A 17,145-nucleotide genomic window follows, 5' to 3' on the forward strand; every position below is an offset into this window, starting at 1 on the left:
GTGTCAGCCCCAGCACAGTTTCATGGCGTTTTATCGGGGTATGGCCGGTTTGTCAGCGCGGGCATTGTCGTGATCGATGCAGGGAACTTACAATCTGCGATCCCTTTTAATGCGGTCCCACGCGCCATTAATCTGCGCCATCCTATCATCTGCCTCTCTTCTTCCAGCGTCGGAGAGGGGTTGCTGACGGGCGATGTCAGGGTGATGTTGCCTGATAAGCGCCCGCCATCGGGATTTGACTTCCGCGTCACTTGCGCTGGGGTCCAGCCCCAGAATGCGATAAGCCTCGGCAGCGTGGGTCGCAGGGGGCGGACGCCCTTCGTAAAACCGGTCCCAACTCCCGGGCGGAAGGCCGAAAAGCTGATGCGTCCGGCGCAGAAAACGAATTTCAGCCGGGTCAAGATCCTGTCCCAGCCGTACATCGCTTCGCGCGATCGTGAAAAGGGCGGTGAGGAGATTTTCGAGCGGGGACGGGTCATGACGGAAGGCACGCCCAAGCTCGCGCGCATACATTTCAAAATCATCGACACGCAGGCGCGCCTGGTCGAACAACATGCCGATTTCCCGCACATTATCGGGTGGAAATTGGAATAATTGCTTGAAACAGGCAATTTCCGTCCGATTCACAGGTCCGTCTGACTTGGATAATTTGGCGCTCAAGACGACGAGGCCAATGGCAAAAAGCTGGTCTGTCTTTCCCAGAAGCGCGGCCATTTTTGCCGCACCGAGAAACGCGGCGCCGTGCGGGTCCGGCGTGCCCTGGCTGCGCCATCTGTCACCCCAACCCCCGGCAGGCCCTTCAAGCAGGCGGCCATTATCGGCGGCATGGCCGAGCCCCAGCCCCATCAACGCGCCGATCGGGCCGCCAACCGCAAAGCCCGCTATACCGCCAAACATTTTGCCCCATATGCCCATGCCCTCAACCTATCACGAGCACTGAACGCGCATCAATCACGACAGGGAAGCTGGCGCGCGCGGTGTCAGTCAGCGGCGAGCGAAAGGGTGAAGGGTGCTGCGGTGTCATGGCTGGGTGACCGGTCAAGCCCGGGCATGACGTCAATTTCATAACGTCCCTTGATGGTTAAAAGCATATCGAAGTCACGTCCCGCCACCCCATAGCGACTATCGTAAATCGGCAGGCGCGCCGGAGAAACCAACTGGAACGAGACATCCGACGCCTCGCAGGCGAGATGAATGCGGACCTCGCGAGGCTGATCAAGAGTGAATTGGTAACGCTGCATCGAATCCCGCGCGACGCGACCTTCGATTTCGATGGTCGGACTGGTGGTTGACAGGGTGAGATCATGCACTGGAGGGGGCGCGGCACCCGACATCATCCATGCCACAACACAAAGTGACAAGGAGAGGCGTCGGAAACGTTGGATGCGGCGGGTTATCTCCGGACCCCACCCGCCGAGACCGCGAGACAATCCAGGCATCACGATGCGTCACCCTCTGCCGCATTGCATGAGGCAAGCTGCGCCTCCAGATGCTTTAACACGGCGAGACGTAAAGTTGAGGCGAGGGACTGGTTCTGATCGCGTTCCGTATCAAATTTGACGATGATGCTCGCCAGAGTGCGCTCACCCGCCATCTTTTGAAGACGCGCCCAGTAAGCGTTCTCCAACGCGATGCTCGTGCGGTGGCCATTTAATGAGAAGCTCTTTTTGACCAATTGCGACATAGGCGGATCCTCTTCGGCGCGGCATTATTCAGCGCAGATTTCGCGGCCGCGCAAGCGTGTCTCGGCCCAGCGCGCCGCTTCAGCAATGACGGGGTCGGCATCTTCTTGCAAACGCCGCGTTTCCGGCAGTAGCGCGGGACGGCCCGCATTGCCGATGGCGATAAGGACGTTCCGGATAAATCGGTTTCTGCCGATCCGTTTGATTGGGGAGCCTGAGAATGTCGTGCGGAATGCCGCATCGTCAAGGCGGGAAAGTGCCTGTAAGGACGGCGCGACCAAGTCAGGGCGAGCGGTCAGCTTCATCTCCGCCGTCATCTGGGCGAAGCGGTTCCATGGGCAGACAGCGAGGCAATCATCGCAACCATAAATTCGGTTCCCCAGCAGAGGGCGCAGCGCCATCGGGATGGGGCCTTGATGCTCAATCGTGAGGTAGGAGATGCAACGACGTGCGTCCAGCATATAGGGTTGCGGGAAAGCCCGTGTGGGGCACACGTCCAGGCAGCGTGCACAGCTGCCGCATTGCCCGGCCCGGTGCGGGCTCGGTTCAAGCAGGGCCGTGGTGTAGATTGTGCCGATGAAGAGCCATGACCCCGCATCCCGTGAGACAAGATTCGTATGCTTGCCCTGCCACCCCAGCCCGGCTTGCGCGGCAAGGGGTTTTTCAGCAACGGGCGCGGTATCCACAAACACCTTCACCTGGGCATCCCGGTTATATTTGATGATCTGACTGGCCAGTTGCTTCAATCGACCTTTGACAACATCATGATAATCCCGATGGCGGGCATAGACAGAAATATTGCCGCAATCCGGTTTGTGCAGCGTCGCCAGCGCATCTCCTTCCGGTGCGTAAGACAGGCCGAGACTGATGACGCTTCTCACCTCCGGCCAGAGATGGCTCGGCTGCGCACGGGCTTCCATGCGCTCTGCCATCCATGACATGGTGCCATGCCGCCGCGCTGCGACGAATTCCTGTAAGCGTGACAAAACGGTTTCAGGCAGGTTGGCCGGGCTGAAACCCACGCTGCTAAAGCCCAGTAGGGTCGCGTGATGCCGGATGTGATCTTCCAGTGAGCGCGTCACGGCACGGGAGGAAGGTGGGGTTGCGGCCATTCATCCAGCGACCAGTCGCCGCGTCCCCAGTCATCGCGCATCTTCCGGGCGGTCGCGTCGAACGTCCCGCCCATAATCGCGGCGCGCATCTCCTGCATCAGGCGCTGATAGTAAGTGAGATTATGCCAGGTCAGAAGCATGGGCGCCAGAATTTCACCCGCGCGGAAAAGATGGTGCAGATAAGCGCGACTATGCTTCGTGCAAGCGGGGCAGGAACATGTTGGGCTGATGGGACGCAGATCCTCCGCATGGCGGGCATTACGTAAATTCAGCGTGCCGCGTTCCGTATAAGCGCGTGCGGTGCGCCCGGCGCGTGTCGGCATGACGCAATCGAACATATCAACGCCGCGCGCCACCGCGCCCAGCATATCATCCGGCGTGCCCACCCCCATCAGATAACGCGGTTTATCCGTCGGGAGGCGGGGGGCTGTGACATCCAGCGTCTGAAACATCAGCGCCTGACCTTCCCCGACCGCGAGCCCGCCAATCGCGTAACCTTCGAAACCGATATCCATCAGGGCTTTAACCGATTGCGCCCGTAATTCCGGCTCTGTCCCACCCTGCACAATGCCGAATTGCCCGTAACCCGGGCGTGGCACAAAGGCTTCGCGGGACCGGGCCGCCCAGCGCATGGAACGCTCCATGGACTGCGCGAGGTGCTCCGGCGTTGCGGGCAGCGCCGGGCATTCATCGAAGGCCATAGTGATGGTCGCATCCAGCGCGTGCTGAATATCCGTGCTGCTTTCGGGCGTCAGGCGATGCTTGCTGCCATCAATATGGGAGTTGAACGTCACCCCGTCTTCATCCAGCTTGCGCAGCGCACCGAGTGACATAACCTGAAACCCGCCGGAATCCGTCAGGATGGGGCCGGGCCAGTCCATCATGTGGTGCAATCCGCCAAGCTTGCGCACGCGCTCAGCGCCGGGACGCAGCATCAAATGATAAGTGTTGCCGAGAATAATCCCCGCGCCGGTCGCGCGGACACTCTCCGCCATCATGGCCTTGACCGTGCCCACCGTCCCGACGGGCATAAAACTCGGCGTCGGAACATCACCATGCGCCGTCTGCAGAATTCCGGCACGTGCCTGGCCATCCTGGGCGTGGGCGACCCATTGCATATCAGTCATGGCGGACATCCTCGCGTCGAAAAATCAGGCAGGCATCGCCGTAGGAATAAAAGCGGAAACCCTCCGTGATGGCCTGTTGATAGGCGCGCTTCATCGTCTCCATCCCGGCGAAAGCCGAGACAAGCATAAATAAGGTCGATTTCGGCAAGTGGAAATTGGTGAGAAGCACGTCCACCGCGCGGAAGCGATAGCCGGGAGTGATGAAGATCGATGTTTCCCCCCGCCATGCGGCGACCGTGCCATCCTTCGCTGTCGCGCTTTCGAGCAGGCGCAGGGTGGTCGTTCCGATGGCAATGACGCGGCCGCCCCGACGCCGTGTTTCATTGATGCGTTGCGCCGTTTCCATCGACACCTCGCCCCATTCCGCATGCATGACATGCTGAGACAGGTCGTCACTACGGACAGGCAGAAAGGTGCCCGCCCCGACATGGAGCGTGACCGTGCACCGTTCAGCGCCGGCCGCGTCGATGGCGTCCAGAAGGGCGGGGGTGAAATGCAGCCCCGCTGTCGGTGCCGCGACCGCGCCTTTCTCTCTCGAAAAAATCGTCTGGTAATCAATGGCGTCCTGCTCTGTCGGGCCGGAAGGCCGGGCGATGTAGGGTGGCAGGGCCAACGCCCCGCACCGCGTCAGGAAAGCGTCAAATGCCGCGCCCTCCGCAGAAAAGCGCAGCACAACGCCGCCATCACCCTCATTTGTAATGATCTCAGCCGTGACGCTGTCATCTGAAAATGTCAGACGGTCTCCGGCATGAAGCCGCCGTGCATTGCGTGCCAGAGCGTGCCAGCTCCCATCGGGCAGGATGCGGTCGAGGGTGATCCCGATTTTTGCATGACCTCGCATGGCGTCGAGGCGCGCTTTGATGACTTCCGTATCATTCGCCACAACGAGGTCACCCGGGCGAAGGAATTTGGGAAAATCCTTGACGGTCCCCGTCGTTACACCGCGCGGCAAAGGGGTTTCAGGTGCTTGTGAAGCCGGAATAACGAGCAGGCGCGCCGCCTCACGCGGTCGCGCGGGCGTTGACGCAATATTTTCAGGGGGAAGGTGGAAATCAAAATCGGCTGTCCGCATCATGCCGCTCGTTTAGGCTGAAAACTGCGGTAAATGCCAGCTTAAAACGTTTTGACCTTGATGCGGCCTCAGCTTGAAAGGCGCCTGCGTTTGATGTGAGAGGCGGGGCGGCGTCGAGACGTTGGCTGTCATCGACGCGCATTGAAAGGTGATGATTGTTTGAGGGTGGAGGCCGGCTTCGACGTCGATGATGGGCAGATGACGGAAACTGGCAGCGAGTCCGGCCGCCTCCTCAAAGCCATCAAGTTTGGAGCGCGTTTTGTTGTCGTAAGGTTGAAAATTCTGTAATCCCAAAGACTGAGCGTCGATTATTAACGACGTTTGGAGGGAAATAACATGTCATACGCTTTATTGGATGCGACGCGTGTCGCCAAAGCCGCGAAGATGTCATTGATCGCTTTGGGCCAGGTTGATGCGCCGTCAGAAGCGCATCTTCGCCGGAAAACTTTGGTTGAACGCGTTCGCGCTCTAGCGGAAGCGGCGACCTGCACGCAGGGCCCGCATGGCAATCTCATCACCCTGACATCGGAGGAATTCTGGCTCATCAGCAAAAACTGGTGACGTCAGGCACGCTTATGCGGTTTTTCTGAGAGTTCCGGCGGCAGTAACCGCGCCAGCCCCATCGCAAGCGGTGGTGCGATCGCGAGTACGGCGAAGAGTCGGAATATCTGCATGGCCATGACAAAGCCCCGATCAACGGGAAGCGCCATGGCGATGATCGCGACCGAATCTGACCCGCCAGGGCTGGTCGCGAGGTAAGCAGCGAGGTAACTTGTGTGCATCAGCTTCGCAATCGGCCACGCGATAAGGGCGCAGCCGATGATCAGAATCAGGTTCGCCGTGATCACCGCTGGTAAGGCGCGCCAGGCATGGTGCACCGCTTGCCGCGTGAAGCGCCCCCCGATCACCCAGCCAAGAGCCAGGTAACTCGGCGCGAGCAGCCATAAAGGCAGATCCGCTGTCTTCCCGGTATAAGTTTGCGCGATAATGGCGATGAAAAGACTCAGCAACATCGGCGCGGAGGGCAGGCGCAACCGCCCCCAATCACGACAGCGATGACGAGAACGATCAAAGTTTGAAGCAGGGAGCCGGGGGATTGCATGGTCAGCCAGACGGGTGGCGTGTGGCCAGTCATGAAGTGATGCCCGACCGTCGTCGTCAGGCAGGCGACAAGTATGACCCGCATGTACGCCATAAACGCCACGAGGCGCTGATCCGCATTAAAGGCTTCACATAAAAGCACCATTGTGCTGGCAGAGCCGGGCGACGCACCCCACAGCGCCGTACTGCCCGGCAGCACCTGCAAACGCGCCAGGACGTAACCAATAATGTAGCTGAGCACGATGACCGAAAAAACACCGACCACGAAAATCGGCCATTGGGAGGCAATTTCCTTCAGGTAGTCGAGATGGAGGGCGTGGGCCATCAACAGCCCAACCACAGCCTGCGCCACGACGAAGGCCGAACGGGGGACCGCGATCATGCGATCGAGCGAGGCAAAGATCACGGCCGATATGATCGCGCCGATAAGCAGAGCTGCAGGGAGCTGGAGGTAGAAAAGAATTGTCGCCGCAAGAGCTGAAGTGGCGGCGAGAAAGATAAAGTTTTTCAGCTTATCACTCCTGGACGGCGATGAGTGCGCGCGTCTTTCATTCCAAAGGCCGCGTCCCGAATGGCTCCAGGCCGCATTCCCGTTTCAGGCCAGGCGCGACGCGACGGAGTGTTATACGCGCAACACCTCTTGTGAGGAATACGCGCTACGGCGTGGGACGTTTGCGGAACGCATCCAGCCGAACAATCCGCGCATCTCCATCACTGGCTGCCGTTGCGGCTTCTGCCGCTTTATTTTCCGGCGCTGCCTCAGACGTTAAATCCGCAACCGGTTGAATATCCGACGGTGCAACCGGTTGGAAGCCCAATGCGACGCCGACGGAGGGGTCGGTGAAGCCGGTGATCGCGCCGAATGGGATCGATAATTTGCTGGCGACACCACCAAAGGAGAGTCCGACCGTGAGGCGGTGTGCCGCCCGATCAACGTTGAGGTCCCAGAATTGATGTTGCAGGACAATCGTCATTTCTTTTGGATATTGAGCGCGAAGCGCTGCGGGGATGTCGACGCGCGGGTCATCCGTCTGGAAAGCGATGTAGAAATGATGCTCACCCGGCAACCCGTTGGCCTGTGCGAATTCAAGGGCGCGTATCATGACCTCGCGGTAGGAGTCCTCCAGCCATTTATCATAGGGGAGGAGGCTCGTCGGCAGGTCGCCCTGGCCATTATCGTCGGAAAAATCGCTCATTGCAGGTTGCCCATGTCGTCTTATCTTGAGCCAGTAAAGGACGGGGCCACCTTACACCAAAGGCAACCCATTTGTTAAGTCACCTGATTGTGGGAGGCTTCTGTTGCCCGGTGCCTCCCGAACCGCGCTTATCGCTTATGCAGCGACAGCGAGCACCTTTGAGTTGTCATTGGCACTTGTAAGTTAGCCCGATAACGGCGGTACAATGCCGAGCAAAAGACAAGTCTTTACCACGCACGTCGAGACTGTTTCGTCCCCATTGGCCGCGGAGAGGCGGCTGATATGGTGGAGACGCCGGGCACTGCCCCCGGGTCCGTAACGATTATTCCACTTACCGTTTATCGCCATAGCCAAGGGTTTCCCCTCCGGCGAGACGATTATAAATGTTCGATATGCGAAACACAAGCACGATGCGCCTGCGTCAGACGCGCCCCTAAAAATCCGGTGGATGTGATGGTATGATATTGGTCATCGAGCAAAAACCGTGTAGCGTGATGTCATGGCACTTTCTCCCGAACAAATCGCCGAGATTGAAGCGCTACGATGCGCGCCCTCCGAAACGCTCCGGCCCAGCGTCGCGGCATTGGAGGCAATCCTCTTTAAACCCTTTCCTGCGCTTGATCACGGCTTCGTGCGCGTGATCGATTATATGGGTGATGATTCGGCGATCGTACAGGCGGCGCGCGTCTCTTACGGGCGCGGTACGAAGAAGGTGCATGAAGATAAGGGCCTGATCCGCTACCTCATGCGGCATCGCCATTCGACGCCATTTGAGATGTGTGAAATCAAATTTCACATCAAATTGCCGGTCTTCATCGCGCGACAATGGATTCGCCATCGTACCGCCAACGTCAATGAATATTCCGCGCGATACTCCATTCTTGACCGGGAATTCTATATTCCCGCGCCGGATCAGCTTGCGCAGCAAAGCAAGGTCAATCGTCAGGGGCGTGGGGAGGTGCTTCCGCCGGATCAGGCGGCAAAAGTGCTCGATATTCTGCGTGAGGACGCGCAGCGTTGTTACGCCCACTATGAGGAAATGCTCGATCCGGACGGCCTCAATGTTGCGCGTGAGCTGGCCCGGATGAATTTGACGCTCAACACATATACCCAATGGTATTGGAAAATTGACCTCAATAATCTCATGCACTTCCTCAGCCTTCGGGTTGATGCACATGCGCAATATGAGATCCGGGCTTATGCGGAAGTCATGATGGAGATTCTTAAGGCGTGGGTTCCCAAAACCGCCGAGGCTTTCAAGGATTACCGCGTCGGCGCCTATATGTTCTCCGCCTCCATGCTCTCCGTTCTGAGACGACAATTACAGGGTGAGGCGGTGACGGTTGAGAATTCCGGTCTGTCAAAGCGGGAATGGCAGGAGATGCAGGACGCATTGCAAGGTGGCTGACCGGGAGATGTCAGACCTCAAACATCTTTTCCGCAACCCGCCTGACATCCCTCCGGATGATGGCCCGCCCCGCGCGCCAAGTTACACGCTTCTCGTCGTCATGGCGCTGGCATTGATCGCCATATGGGCAGGGATCCATTTTTTCTGGCCAATCCCCCGATCGTAACAACCTTGCTGCATGCTGGGGCCGAGCGAGATTCAACTTGATGCCGGCCTGACTTGACGCGCTGCAGGATTGACAAATTCCGGCTCGACGTGTCGGATAAGAGCATTCCCTGCACGTCCAATGAGGAGATCCAGCCATAACAGGGTCGGGTCGACATGTATCAATTTTCAACGGCCGCCCTCTTTTCAGGCAAGGCGCGTGGCCCGCCTGCCTCGGCGTCGTTTTTCTTTTACTGACGGGCTGCGTGCCATCTCCTCCCTCCCACCCGGAAAATATCTGTGCGATTTTCAAGGAGAAACGCAGCTGGTATCGGGCGGCGATAAGGCAGGAGAAGAAATCAGGTGTGCCGCTTAACGTACCGATGGCCATTATCCATCAGGAATCAGGCTTCCATAGTAACCTCCACACGCAACGCACCTATTTTTTATGGGTAATCCCGTGGGGGCACATCACATCGGCTTATGGTTACCCCCAGGCGCAGAACGGCGCATGGGCGGATTATGAGCGGGCGAAAGATACAAGTGGCAGCCGGGAAGATTTTGAGGACTCGCTCAAATTCATTAATTGGTATGTGACGGAGACGCGTCGCATTAATCACGTGCCTGTCTATGACGCGCGCCGCCAATATCTTGCCTATCATGAGGGGTGGGGCGGTTATCAGAAAGGCACATATCGCCGAAAATCATGGTTGATGCGTGTGGCGCGTAATGTCGGTGGACGCGCCGCGCGATATCGACGCCAATTTGCCCAATGTCGTGAGTCCCTCAAGGAACATGGTTTTTGGAGCTGGTTATTCTAAGTCCGAGATGGCCAGGCAACTCCCTCAGCCAGGCGTTTCGCGTTCCTTCTCAGGCGACTTTCTGGCAGCCCTCCGGGATGTGCTGCCGCAGGAAGGCCCCAAACTCCATGAAGGCCTGTTGTCGCGGGTCTGACGCACGCCAGACCATGCCAATCTGGCGGCCACCTTCCGACAAGGGAAGGCAGGCAATCAAGCCTTCCCATTCTGTCCGATGTTGCAAGGCCAGTTTCGGAATCAAAGAATAACCTTCCCCGGCACCAATCATATGCCACAACATCTCTAGGCTGGTGGCGAGGCGACGATTTTCCCCGCCGGAAGAATGACAGAGGGAGAGGGCCTGGTCGCGTAGGCAATGCCCGTCTTCAAGCAGAAGAAGGTCGTCACCGCGTAAACTGTTGATGTCGATGCGCTGCTTGCGCGCCAAAGGATGATTTTTAGGGAAAACCGCCTCAAAAGGCTCATGGAAAAGCGGCAGGGATTGAAGATTCGTCTGATCGCAGGGGAGGGCGGCGAGGACAATATCCAGCTCTGTCTGCGCCAGCTTCTCCAGCAATCTATCGGTTAGGCCCTCCGTTAATTGCAGCTGAAGCTGAGGGTATTTCTTTCGGATCAAGGGGATCAGGCGCGGAACATAATAAGGGCCGAGTGTCGCGATGACCCCGATGCGCAAAATACCTTCCAATGGTCCATCAAGGGAGCGCGCCATTTCCACCATGGCGCGGGCGGCCGCCACGACATGGCGCGCGGAATGGATGATTCGCGCCCCATCCGGCGTGGGCGCGACATGACGGCGTGTGCGCTCAAAAAGCTGGACATTGAGGAAAGCTTCCAGCTTGCGCACCTGCTCGGACAATCCCGCCTGGCTGACGCCGCAGCGTTCAGCAGCGCGGGAGAAATTCCGCAGGTCATCGACAGCCACGATATATTCAATATCGCGCAGGGAAAGTCCGGAGAGCGTCATGTAAGTCATACTGACAGGTTACATCTATTTAAAATTATTTACAAACGGTTTTGTCTATTAAACTCATCGATATAAACTGTTTCCCAACCCTATCCAGACGTGGGATGAAAGGGTCGTTAAACAACGATAACGTGTTTAAGGGAGCAAAAATATGCCGCGCATCAATTCAGTCATCAAACCGTTTGAGACCGACGCTTTCCATAATGGACAGTTCACAAAGGTCACGGATAAGGCCCTCAGGGGCAAATGGTCCGTCATTTTCTTCTACCCGGCGGACTTTACCTTCGTCTGCCCGACGGAGCTGGAAGATCTCGCTGAGAACTACGCGACATTCCAGAAACTCGGTGTCGAGATTTATTCTGTGTCGACGGATAAACACTTTACCCATAAATCCTGGCATGAAACATCACCGGCGATCGGCAAAATCAAATTCCCGATGCTGGCGGACCCGACAGGCCAGATCTCACGCAATTTTGACGTGATGATTGAGGAAGCAGGCCTTGCAGATCGTGGCACCTTCCTGATCGATCCGGAAGGGCGCATCCAATATATTGAGATCACCCCCGGTGGCGTCGGCCGCAAGGCGGAAGAGCTGATCGAGAAGGTGCAGGCCGCGCAATATGTCGCGTCGCACCCGGGTGAAGTCTGCCCCGCGAAATGGAAAGAGGGTGGTGAGACCCTGAAACCCTCATTGGATCTTGTCGGCAAGATCTGAGGCTTGGGGGCGCGGTGAAAGTGCCGCGCCCCATGCAGGATCGGCAGAGGAGGTATGAATGCTTGAAGAAACCCTCAAATCGCAATTACGGGATGTTTTTCAGAAAATCGAAACGCCCGTTACCTTGCGTGCATCCCTTGATGAAAGCGACGCCGCGTCAAAGATGAGGCAGTTCCTGACGGAATGCGCCGCTTTGTCCGATAACATCGCGGTGCATGAAGATGGTGGGTGGGATCGTCGGCCTTCCTTCTCTGTCGCTGCGCAGGATGGGACAGCGTCCATTCATTTCGCTGCCATCCCGATGGGGCATGAACTGACGTCTTTCGTCCTCGCCGTGCTTCAGGTGGGTGGTGTTCCTGTCAAATTGCCGGAGTCGACGATTGCGCAGATTCGCGATCTGAAGGGCGATTTCCAATTCACGACGTACATTTCGCTTTCTTGCCAGAACTGCCCGGAAGTGGTGCAGGCGATCAATGCGATGTGTGTCCTCAACCCTGCCTTCAAACATGTGATTGTCGATGGCGCGCTTTTTCAGGACGAAGTGACGCGCAAGAACATCATGTCCGTGCCGCAGATTGAGCTGAATGGTGCCCCCTTCGCCTCCGGGCGTATGGATGCGATGGAAATTCTGGCCAAGCTTGATGTTGCAGCGCCGGCGAAAGCCGCGCAACAATATAAGGATGCGGCGCCTTTCGATGTGCTGATCATCGGCGGCGGCCCTGCCGGCGCCGCGGCCGCGATTTACGCGGCACGCAAGGGCCTGAGGACGGGCATCATCGCGGATCGCTTCGGCGGTCAGGTCATGGAAACAGCGGGCATTGAAAATTATATCTCGATCCCGGAAACGGATGGCCCGAAATTATCCGCTCAGTTTGAAGCCCACGTACGCGCTTATGAAGTGGAAATCATTTCCGGCCAGAAGGCGGAGCGGCTTATTCCCGCGTCAAATCCGGGCGCTTACCACCAGATCGCCCTGAGTGGGGATGTGCTTCTGTCCTCACGCACCATTATCCTTGCAACAGGCGCACATTGGCGTCACCTCAATGTGACGGGTGAGACTGAATATCTCACAAAGGGGGTTGCGTTCTGCCCGCATTGTGATGGTCCTTTCTATAAAGGCAAGCGTGTTGCTGTGATCGGTGGTGGGAATAGCGGTGTCGAAGCGGCGATTGATCTGGCCGGGATCGTCAGCCACGTGACCCTGTTGCAACGCAGCGCGCAACTTAAAGCGGACAAGGTTCTGCAGGATAAATTGCGCTCCATGCCGAATGTCGACATCAAGATGGAGGCATTGACGCAATCCATTACGGGTAATGGTGAGACGGTTGAGCAATTGACCTATCGAGATGCGTCCGGCCAGGATGTCACGCTGCCCGTTTCGGGAGTTTTCATCCAAATCGGCTTGCTGCCCAATACAGGCTGGCTCGGCAACACGCTCTCCCTGAATCCCCAGGGTGAAATCATCGTTGATGTGCATGGCGCGACATCCGTCCCCGGTATTTTCGCCGCGGGTGATGCCACAACGACGCCTTATAAACAGATTGTCATCGCGGTGGGGGAGGGTGCGAAAGCGGCTTTAGGGGCGTTTGATTACCTTATCCGCACGCCGGACCCCGCGGCAACGCGTCAGAAAGAAGCTGCTCTGGCTTAAGAGCATCGCATGAAAGAGCGGCGGAAAAGCGGCCCCGAAAGGGGCCGTTTCTTTTTGGAGCGCTCTCCTCATCCGAAAGGCCAACTCCGAAATCAACGACGCGGCGATGGAGCCACGCTTATAGTATGGGGCCACGAAGGACAGAATGCGCACAAAAATCGCCTGAAGGACGGGATCGCCCTGAGGATGCGGGTTCGGCTTAGCTCCGAATCATGTCGCGCCGTGGTGGCGATGGCTGCTGGGCGGCCATATTTTATCTCAGCGTGGAGGGTGACCGCCCTCTGAAACGCAGAACGCGCAGCCTCAGACTGCGCGTTAAAGGGATGGCTTCTAACGGAGATCGGCATCCGAAGCGATCAGATTGACGCCCCACCAGGATCCTGGTGGGGTAGGATGCGACCCCTCTTCCTTATTTGTGGCCGGTCGCGAAGAGGCGGGTGATCCCCCAGAATGCCAGCGCCAGCAGGCTCACCGCCGCGCCCAGGACGCAGACGCCCTGCCAGCCAGCATGCGCATAAGTGACCGTCGTGCTGATTGCGCCAAGTCCGCTGCCGACAGCGTAAAATATCATATAGAGCCCGACCAGCCGACTGCTCGCCTCCGGTCGGTTGCGGAAGATCAGACTCTGATTGGTGACGTGCAGGGCCTGTCCACCCAGATCGAGCAGCACAATGCCAATCACCAAAGCCCATAAGGATTGCCCCAACAGCGATATCGGCCACCACGCAACCAGTAAAATCAATAATGCTGCGGCACTCGTATATTGGGCATAGCCACGGTCGGCGAAATGCCCGGCGCGCGCGGCGGCCAAAGCGCCGAGCGCGCCCGCCAACCCGAAGGCCCCGATTGCAGTGTGATGAAAATTATAAGGGGGGCACTTAACGGCGAAACGAGTGCGCTCCAGAAAATATTGAAGTCTGCAAACATTAAAAGGGCCAGAATGCCGCGCACCTGAAGCACTTTGTCCTGCCGCAGCAATGTGAGCATTGAGGCGATCAGCCGGGGGTAACTCAGCGCATTCGGGTCGCGCGACAAAGCTGGCAAGCGCCGCCACAAAGGAAGCGCGATCGCCAGCATGAGGATTGCGGAGCTGACATATACGCCGCGCCAACCGGCGATGTCGCTGATTCCGCCAGCAAAAACGCGGGCCAGAAGCAAGCCGATGAACACGCCGCCCTGCACCATGCCAACAACCTGCCCCTGCTCCTCAGGCAGCGCGGCACTCGCCGCGTAGGCAATTAAACCTTGCGTCATTGCCGTCCCAAGCATGCCGACGGCCAGCATTCCGGCCAGCAGCACCGGCGTGGACGGCGCCGTGGCCACGACGATGAGCGCGCCGACGAGCGCCAGCAACTGCCATGCCATCAACCGGCGACGATCAACGCGGTCGCCGAGCGGTACCAACAGCAACAAGGCCAAAGCGCAACCCACCTGCGTTGAGGTCACCACACCGCCGACAACAGCACGGCTGATGGAAAAATCGTGCGCCAACGTGTCCAGCAGAGGCTGCGCAAAATAGACGTTCGCGACGCTCATACCGCTGGCGATCGCAAACATCACCGTTAACCCGCGCGACATGGTCGACTTTCGGGAAGAGGCAGAGTCCCGATTGGGCAATGCCGACGTTTCGGAAGAAACTTTCATGTTCCGCCATCCAGATAATTCGGTTGCAAAATACAACTAGTTGAATGCTACGTCACTTAGTTTTAAAAAGCAACTCATCAGAGGTCACTTAACTGAAAACCCGGATGTTCTATGTCTAAGCGCAAGCCAAAACTCTACGAACCTTGTCCCATCGCGCGTTCCGTCGATATCTTTGGGGACCGATGGTCGCTGTTGATCCTGCGCGATGCTTTTGATGGCCATCGCCGTTTCGGCGACATCCAGCGAAGTCTGGGAGTCGCGCGCAACATCCTGTCGCATCGCCTGCGCAAGCTTGTCGATGCGGGTATTCTGAAGACGCAGTCCGCTTCAGATGGATCGGCCTACCAGGAATATGTGTTGACGGCTCAGGGTGAGCGCCTTTTCCCCATCGTGGTCGCGTTGCGGCAATGGGGCGAGCGCAATTTATTTACCTGCGGGGAGCGGCATTCCCATTTGCTCGAAAGAGCTACCGGCAAGTCGGTGCCTTTGATGATTCCCATCGCGCGGGACGGAACTGTTTTGACGCCCGAGGCGGCATATGTGGAAAAGGTCATCTGACGGACGCGGACTCTACCGGTCGCTGGCTGGGCATTAATATCCCGCTTTCAATGTCGGATATTTGCCTTGAAGCCGAGGATTGTGGCGATTACCGGCCAGTCATTGCGGCCGGGTGCACCATCGAACCGTGAAGCCCGACCTCCTCGGCGCGGCGTTACAGTGGCGGTTCAATCAGATGTGGCAGACTCATCGTTGCGAGCGCCCGGTGTCGCGGAGCCTTCATCATGTCCGCGCTTCTGCATAAGGATGGGACCCGGCAGGCTCTCGCCTGAACGGGCATGATCCCTGGAGGGTCGCTTCCGCGCTGCCGAGTCGCATTGTGCGCTGCCGAGCGGCGCTTTCTGCCTGAATGTCGGAGCTGCTGGCGCGTCGGCGATGAACAGACCAGGGAACCCGCCTTGCCCCATCCTGCCGGGCGCGCGCACCCAGCGGGACGGGGCCGCGCCTGCAGCCCGCGACATGAGCGGAACCTTATCAGGCGAGCGACCGCACCGCCTTCAGGGCGCGCTCAATATCGGCCTCGCTATTGACGATGCCTGCCGCGAACCGAACGGACGGATTCGCATAAGGTGATGGACTTGCGATGATGCCTTTGCTGCGCAGACGTGCGCCGACCTCTTCAGTCGCCATCTGATCCACCTCGAAGCAGACAAAGCCAGCATGAAGATCCCGTTTGGAAGGCGTGTGCATTGTGACATGCTTCATCTTCGATAAACCTTCAATCAGCCAACCATTAAGGTCAAGGATACGATTGGTGATCCGGGTGCGGCCAAGGCTTTTATGGAATCCGTAGGCCGCAGTGACAGCCCACTGATGTTCATAGGCAAAGAAGCCTCCGGGGCTGATCCGGGCGGCTGTAACAGGCCCTTTCGGCGGGTGACCTTCGCGCCAGGCGGCCATTAGCTCACTGGCCATCAAAGAAGGAACGGTCGGCTTCAGAAGTGCCCAGCTTTCATTGCGTCCCCACACCATGCCCGTGCCGTGCGGCCCCAGGATCCATTTATGCGTGCCTGCTGAGAAGAAGTCGCTTCCCTGGCGCGCAATATCCTCATCAAGCACGCCGAAACCATGCACGCCATCCACCACGAGCAACACGCGATCCGAGTCATCGCGATTACGATTGACCTTGGCCAGAGCGTCACCAACGGCCCGGATGGGAAGCACGACGCCCGTGCCGGAATGCACCCACGTGACGCCCACAACCCGCGTCTCGGGTCGGATGGCGGAGATCAGTCGGCTCACCATCTCATCAGCCGAAGCTTTGGCGCTCGTGTCATAAAGCGTGACCTTACGGACCTTGGTGCCCGTTTTATCGGCAGCGAGGCGAATGGATTCATGATGCGCGTAAAATTCGTGCGTTGTTGTCAGGATCTCCTGACCGGGGCGCAGTTGCAGGCCGCTATAGATCAGCGAGAGTCCCCATGTCGTGCTGGCGGTGAGGGCGATCTCATCCGGCTTACCGCCGACATATTCCGCAGTTGCCTGGGCAACATCGCGCCACAACATGTCGCGTTCCTTCATGAACATATGATCATCAAGGTAGGAGTAAGGGTTCGCGTTGAGCGCGTTGCGGTAGCGCTCGATCGCTTCCTGCACAGGTGCCGGATAGGAGGCGAGGAAGAAGTTGGCCAGATGAGCCAGTTTAGGATCAAGCTTGAACTGTGCACGCACAGATTTCCAATCGGACGGGTCAAGCGACGGCTTACGTTGTGCAGCCTGCGCTTTGCCGCCGGCCAATCCCAACATCATGCCCGCAGTGGCAATCGTCGAGGACCCTTGAAGGAATTTACGGCGAGAAGTTTCCATTTTTCTACTCCTTGATTGTTTCAATTCAGGGCGGGGTTAAGGACCTGGCTGGCGAGGCATTGCGCGGTCGGCGCGTTGCCGCCTTCAGATCCAAACTTTGTCCCTGCGGCGCCAATCTGCTTTGGCCCGTGGGGAAACTTGCGGCGA

At 58.1% G+C, this 17,145-nt stretch carries 19 protein-coding genes, 1 other RNA gene and 1 pseudogene; 7 read left to right on the forward strand and 14 right to left on the reverse strand.

The window, feature by feature from the left end; translation table 11 throughout:
* Positions 1 to 87: 87 nt before the first annotated feature.
* The 7 genes from CGLAMM_RS08530 to CGLAMM_RS08560 form a co-directional block, all read right to left on the reverse strand.
* On the reverse strand, positions 88 to 915 hold the full coding sequence (locus tag CGLAMM_RS08530; RefSeq protein ID WP_418115600.1) for a TerB family tellurite resistance protein: 828 nt from the start codon (positions 913 to 915) through the stop codon (positions 88 to 90).
* A gap of 65 nt (positions 916 to 980) precedes the next feature.
* A complete protein-coding gene (locus CGLAMM_RS08535) occupies positions 981 to 1,439 on the reverse strand; it encodes a hypothetical protein (protein WP_394818586.1) in 459 nt (152 codons plus the stop codon).
* Positions 1,439 to 1,684 (reverse strand): ribbon-helix-helix domain-containing protein, encoded by a 246-nt coding sequence (locus CGLAMM_RS08540; protein WP_394818585.1) that lies wholly within the window; start codon positions 1,682 to 1,684, stop codon positions 1,439 to 1,441. Before CGLAMM_RS08540 ends, CGLAMM_RS08535 begins: the two co-directional genes overlap by 1 nt.
* 24 nt (positions 1,685 to 1,708) lie before the next feature.
* Positions 1,709 to 2,794 (reverse strand): tRNA epoxyqueuosine(34) reductase QueG, encoded by a 1,086-nt coding sequence (gene queG, locus CGLAMM_RS08545; protein ID WP_394818584.1) that lies wholly within the window; start codon positions 2,792 to 2,794, stop codon positions 1,709 to 1,711.
* A complete protein-coding gene (gene tgt / locus CGLAMM_RS08550) occupies positions 2,761 to 3,921 on the reverse strand; it encodes a tRNA guanosine(34) transglycosylase Tgt (RefSeq protein WP_418115601.1) in 1,161 nt (386 codons plus the stop codon). The genes queG and tgt overlap by 34 nt, the downstream gene beginning before the upstream one ends.
* Entirely contained in the window at positions 3,914 to 4,996 is a 1,083-nt protein-coding gene (gene queA, locus CGLAMM_RS08555; RefSeq protein WP_394818583.1) for a tRNA preQ1(34) S-adenosylmethionine ribosyltransferase-isomerase QueA, read from the reverse strand. The genes tgt and queA overlap by 8 nt, the downstream gene beginning before the upstream one ends.
* Positions 4,997 to 5,005: 9 nt before the next feature.
* Positions 5,006 to 5,287, reverse strand: a complete 282-nt coding sequence (locus CGLAMM_RS08560; protein WP_418115602.1) for a hypothetical protein — start codon at positions 5,285 to 5,287, stop codon at positions 5,006 to 5,008.
* A 42-nt stretch (positions 5,288 to 5,329) separates the two neighbouring features.
* Here CGLAMM_RS08560 and CGLAMM_RS08565 point away from each other — a divergent pair, with 42 nt between their 5' ends.
* Positions 5,330 to 5,554, forward strand: coding sequence for a hypothetical protein (locus CGLAMM_RS08565; protein WP_394818582.1), 225 nt, complete (start codon positions 5,330 to 5,332; stop codon positions 5,552 to 5,554).
* A 2-nt stretch (positions 5,555 to 5,556) separates the two neighbouring features.
* Here CGLAMM_RS08565 and CGLAMM_RS08570 read toward each other — a convergent pair.
* The 3 genes and pseudogenes from CGLAMM_RS08570 to ssrA all read right to left on the reverse strand — a co-directional run bounded on the left by CGLAMM_RS08570 (position 5,557) and on the right by ssrA (position 7,699).
* Positions 5,557 to 6,605 (reverse strand): annotated as a pseudogene (locus CGLAMM_RS08570) (AbrB family transcriptional regulator).
* Between the two features lie 145 nt (positions 6,606 to 6,750).
* Positions 6,751 to 7,290 (reverse strand): SspB family protein, encoded by a 540-nt coding sequence (locus CGLAMM_RS08575; RefSeq protein ID WP_394818581.1) that lies wholly within the window; start codon positions 7,288 to 7,290, stop codon positions 6,751 to 6,753.
* An 88-nt stretch (positions 7,291 to 7,378) separates the two neighbouring features.
* Positions 7,379 to 7,699, reverse strand: a transfer-messenger RNA (tmRNA) gene (gene ssrA, locus CGLAMM_RS08580).
* Positions 7,700 to 7,789: 90 nt separating this feature from the next.
* Between ssrA and thyX the strand changes: the two genes are divergently transcribed.
* The 3 genes from thyX (at position 7,790) to CGLAMM_RS08595 (ending at position 9,663) form a co-directional block, all read left to right on the forward strand.
* The gene (thyX, locus tag CGLAMM_RS08585) at positions 7,790 to 8,698 is read left to right on the forward strand and encodes an FAD-dependent thymidylate synthase (protein WP_394818580.1); all 909 of its coding nucleotides are present in this window, start codon (positions 7,790 to 7,792) and stop codon (positions 8,696 to 8,698) included.
* A 7-nt stretch (positions 8,699 to 8,705) separates the two neighbouring features.
* Positions 8,706 to 8,864, forward strand: a complete 159-nt coding sequence (locus CGLAMM_RS08590; protein WP_319806989.1) for a hypothetical protein — start codon at positions 8,706 to 8,708, stop codon at positions 8,862 to 8,864.
* Positions 8,865 to 9,027: 163 nt separating this feature from the next.
* The gene (locus CGLAMM_RS08595; RefSeq protein ID WP_418115644.1) at positions 9,028 to 9,663 is read left to right on the forward strand and encodes a transglycosylase SLT domain-containing protein; all 636 of its coding nucleotides are present in this window, start codon (positions 9,028 to 9,030) and stop codon (positions 9,661 to 9,663) included.
* A gap of 49 nt (positions 9,664 to 9,712) precedes the next feature.
* Here the strand turns inward: CGLAMM_RS08595 and CGLAMM_RS08600 are convergent, their stop codons facing one another.
* On the reverse strand, positions 9,713 to 10,633 hold the full coding sequence (locus tag CGLAMM_RS08600; protein ID WP_394818578.1) for a hydrogen peroxide-inducible genes activator: 921 nt from the start codon (positions 10,631 to 10,633) through the stop codon (positions 9,713 to 9,715).
* A 142-nt stretch (positions 10,634 to 10,775) separates the two neighbouring features.
* Here CGLAMM_RS08600 and ahpC point away from each other — a divergent pair, with 142 nt between their 5' ends.
* Entirely contained in the window at positions 10,776 to 11,339 is a 564-nt protein-coding gene (ahpC, locus tag CGLAMM_RS08605; RefSeq protein ID WP_394818577.1) for an alkyl hydroperoxide reductase subunit C, read from the forward strand.
* Positions 11,340 to 11,397: 58 nt separating this feature from the next.
* Complete coding sequence (gene ahpF, locus CGLAMM_RS08610; protein WP_418115603.1) at positions 11,398 to 12,990, forward strand: alkyl hydroperoxide reductase subunit F; 1,593 nt, start codon at positions 11,398 to 11,400, stop codon at positions 12,988 to 12,990.
* Between the two features lie 409 nt (positions 12,991 to 13,399).
* On the opposite strand, the gene CGLAMM_RS08615 is transcribed toward ahpF, so the two are convergent.
* Positions 13,400 to 13,822, reverse strand: a complete 423-nt coding sequence (locus CGLAMM_RS08615; RefSeq protein ID WP_418115604.1) for an MFS transporter — start codon at positions 13,820 to 13,822, stop codon at positions 13,400 to 13,402.
* On the reverse strand, positions 13,729 to 14,634 hold the full coding sequence (locus CGLAMM_RS08620; protein ID WP_418115605.1) for an MFS transporter: 906 nt from the start codon (positions 14,632 to 14,634) through the stop codon (positions 13,729 to 13,731). The genes CGLAMM_RS08615 and CGLAMM_RS08620 overlap by 94 nt, the downstream gene beginning before the upstream one ends.
* A 111-nt stretch (positions 14,635 to 14,745) precedes the next feature.
* Here CGLAMM_RS08620 and CGLAMM_RS08625 point away from each other — a divergent pair, with 111 nt between their 5' ends.
* On the forward strand, positions 14,746 to 15,192 hold the full coding sequence (locus CGLAMM_RS08625) for a winged helix-turn-helix transcriptional regulator (protein WP_394818575.1): 447 nt from the start codon (positions 14,746 to 14,748) through the stop codon (positions 15,190 to 15,192).
* 474 nt (positions 15,193 to 15,666) lie between these two features.
* Here the strand turns inward: CGLAMM_RS08625 and CGLAMM_RS08630 are convergent, their stop codons facing one another.
* On the reverse strand, positions 15,667 to 16,998 hold the full coding sequence (locus tag CGLAMM_RS08630; RefSeq protein WP_394818574.1) for an aminotransferase class V-fold PLP-dependent enzyme: 1,332 nt from the start codon (positions 16,996 to 16,998) through the stop codon (positions 15,667 to 15,669).
* Between the last annotated feature and the right edge of the window lie 147 nt (positions 16,999 to 17,145).

The sequence above is a fragment of the Sorlinia euscelidii genome (assembly GCF_036452135.1).
Classification (GTDB): Bacteria; Pseudomonadota; Alphaproteobacteria; order Acetobacterales; family Acetobacteraceae; genus Sorlinia; species Sorlinia euscelidii.

Coding starts and splice junctions, on each gene's coding strand:
- CGLAMM_RS08530 (WP_418115600.1), bottom strand. CDS start 915: ATGGGCATATGGGGCAAAATGTTTGGCGGTATAGCGGGCTTTGCGGTT.
- CGLAMM_RS08535 (WP_394818586.1), bottom strand. CDS start 1,439: ATGCCTGGATTGTCTCGCGGTCTCGGCGGGTGGGGTCCGGAGATAACC.
- CGLAMM_RS08540 (WP_394818585.1), bottom strand. CDS start 1,684: ATGTCGCAATTGGTCAAAAAGAGCTTCTCATTAAATGGCCACCGCACG.
- queG (WP_394818584.1), bottom strand. CDS start 2,794: ATGGCCGCAACCCCACCTTCCTCCCGTGCCGTGACGCGCTCACTGGAA.
- tgt (WP_418115601.1), bottom strand. CDS start 3,921: ATGACTGATATGCAATGGGTCGCCCACGCCCAGGATGGCCAGGCACGT.
- queA (WP_394818583.1), bottom strand. CDS start 4,996: ATGATGCGGACAGCCGATTTTGATTTCCACCTTCCCCCTGAAAATATT.
- CGLAMM_RS08565 (WP_394818582.1), top strand. CDS start 5,330: ATGTCATACGCTTTATTGGATGCGACGCGTGTCGCCAAAGCCGCGAAG.
- CGLAMM_RS08575 (WP_394818581.1), bottom strand. CDS start 7,290: ATGAGCGATTTTTCCGACGATAATGGCCAGGGCGACCTGCCGACGAGC.
- thyX (WP_394818580.1), top strand. CDS start 7,790: ATGGCACTTTCTCCCGAACAAATCGCCGAGATTGAAGCGCTACGATGC.
- CGLAMM_RS08590 (WP_319806989.1), top strand. CDS start 8,706: ATGTCAGACCTCAAACATCTTTTCCGCAACCCGCCTGACATCCCTCCG.
- CGLAMM_RS08600 (WP_394818578.1), bottom strand. CDS start 10,633: ATGACTTACATGACGCTCTCCGGACTTTCCCTGCGCGATATTGAATAT.
- ahpC (WP_394818577.1), top strand. CDS start 10,776: ATGCCGCGCATCAATTCAGTCATCAAACCGTTTGAGACCGACGCTTTC.
- ahpF (WP_418115603.1), top strand. CDS start 11,398: ATGCTTGAAGAAACCCTCAAATCGCAATTACGGGATGTTTTTCAGAAA.
- CGLAMM_RS08620 (WP_418115605.1), bottom strand. CDS start 14,634: ATGAAAGTTTCTTCCGAAACGTCGGCATTGCCCAATCGGGACTCTGCC.
- CGLAMM_RS08625 (WP_394818575.1), top strand. CDS start 14,746: ATGTCTAAGCGCAAGCCAAAACTCTACGAACCTTGTCCCATCGCGCGT.
- CGLAMM_RS08630 (WP_394818574.1), bottom strand. CDS start 16,998: ATGGAAACTTCTCGCCGTAAATTCCTTCAAGGGTCCTCGACGATTGCC.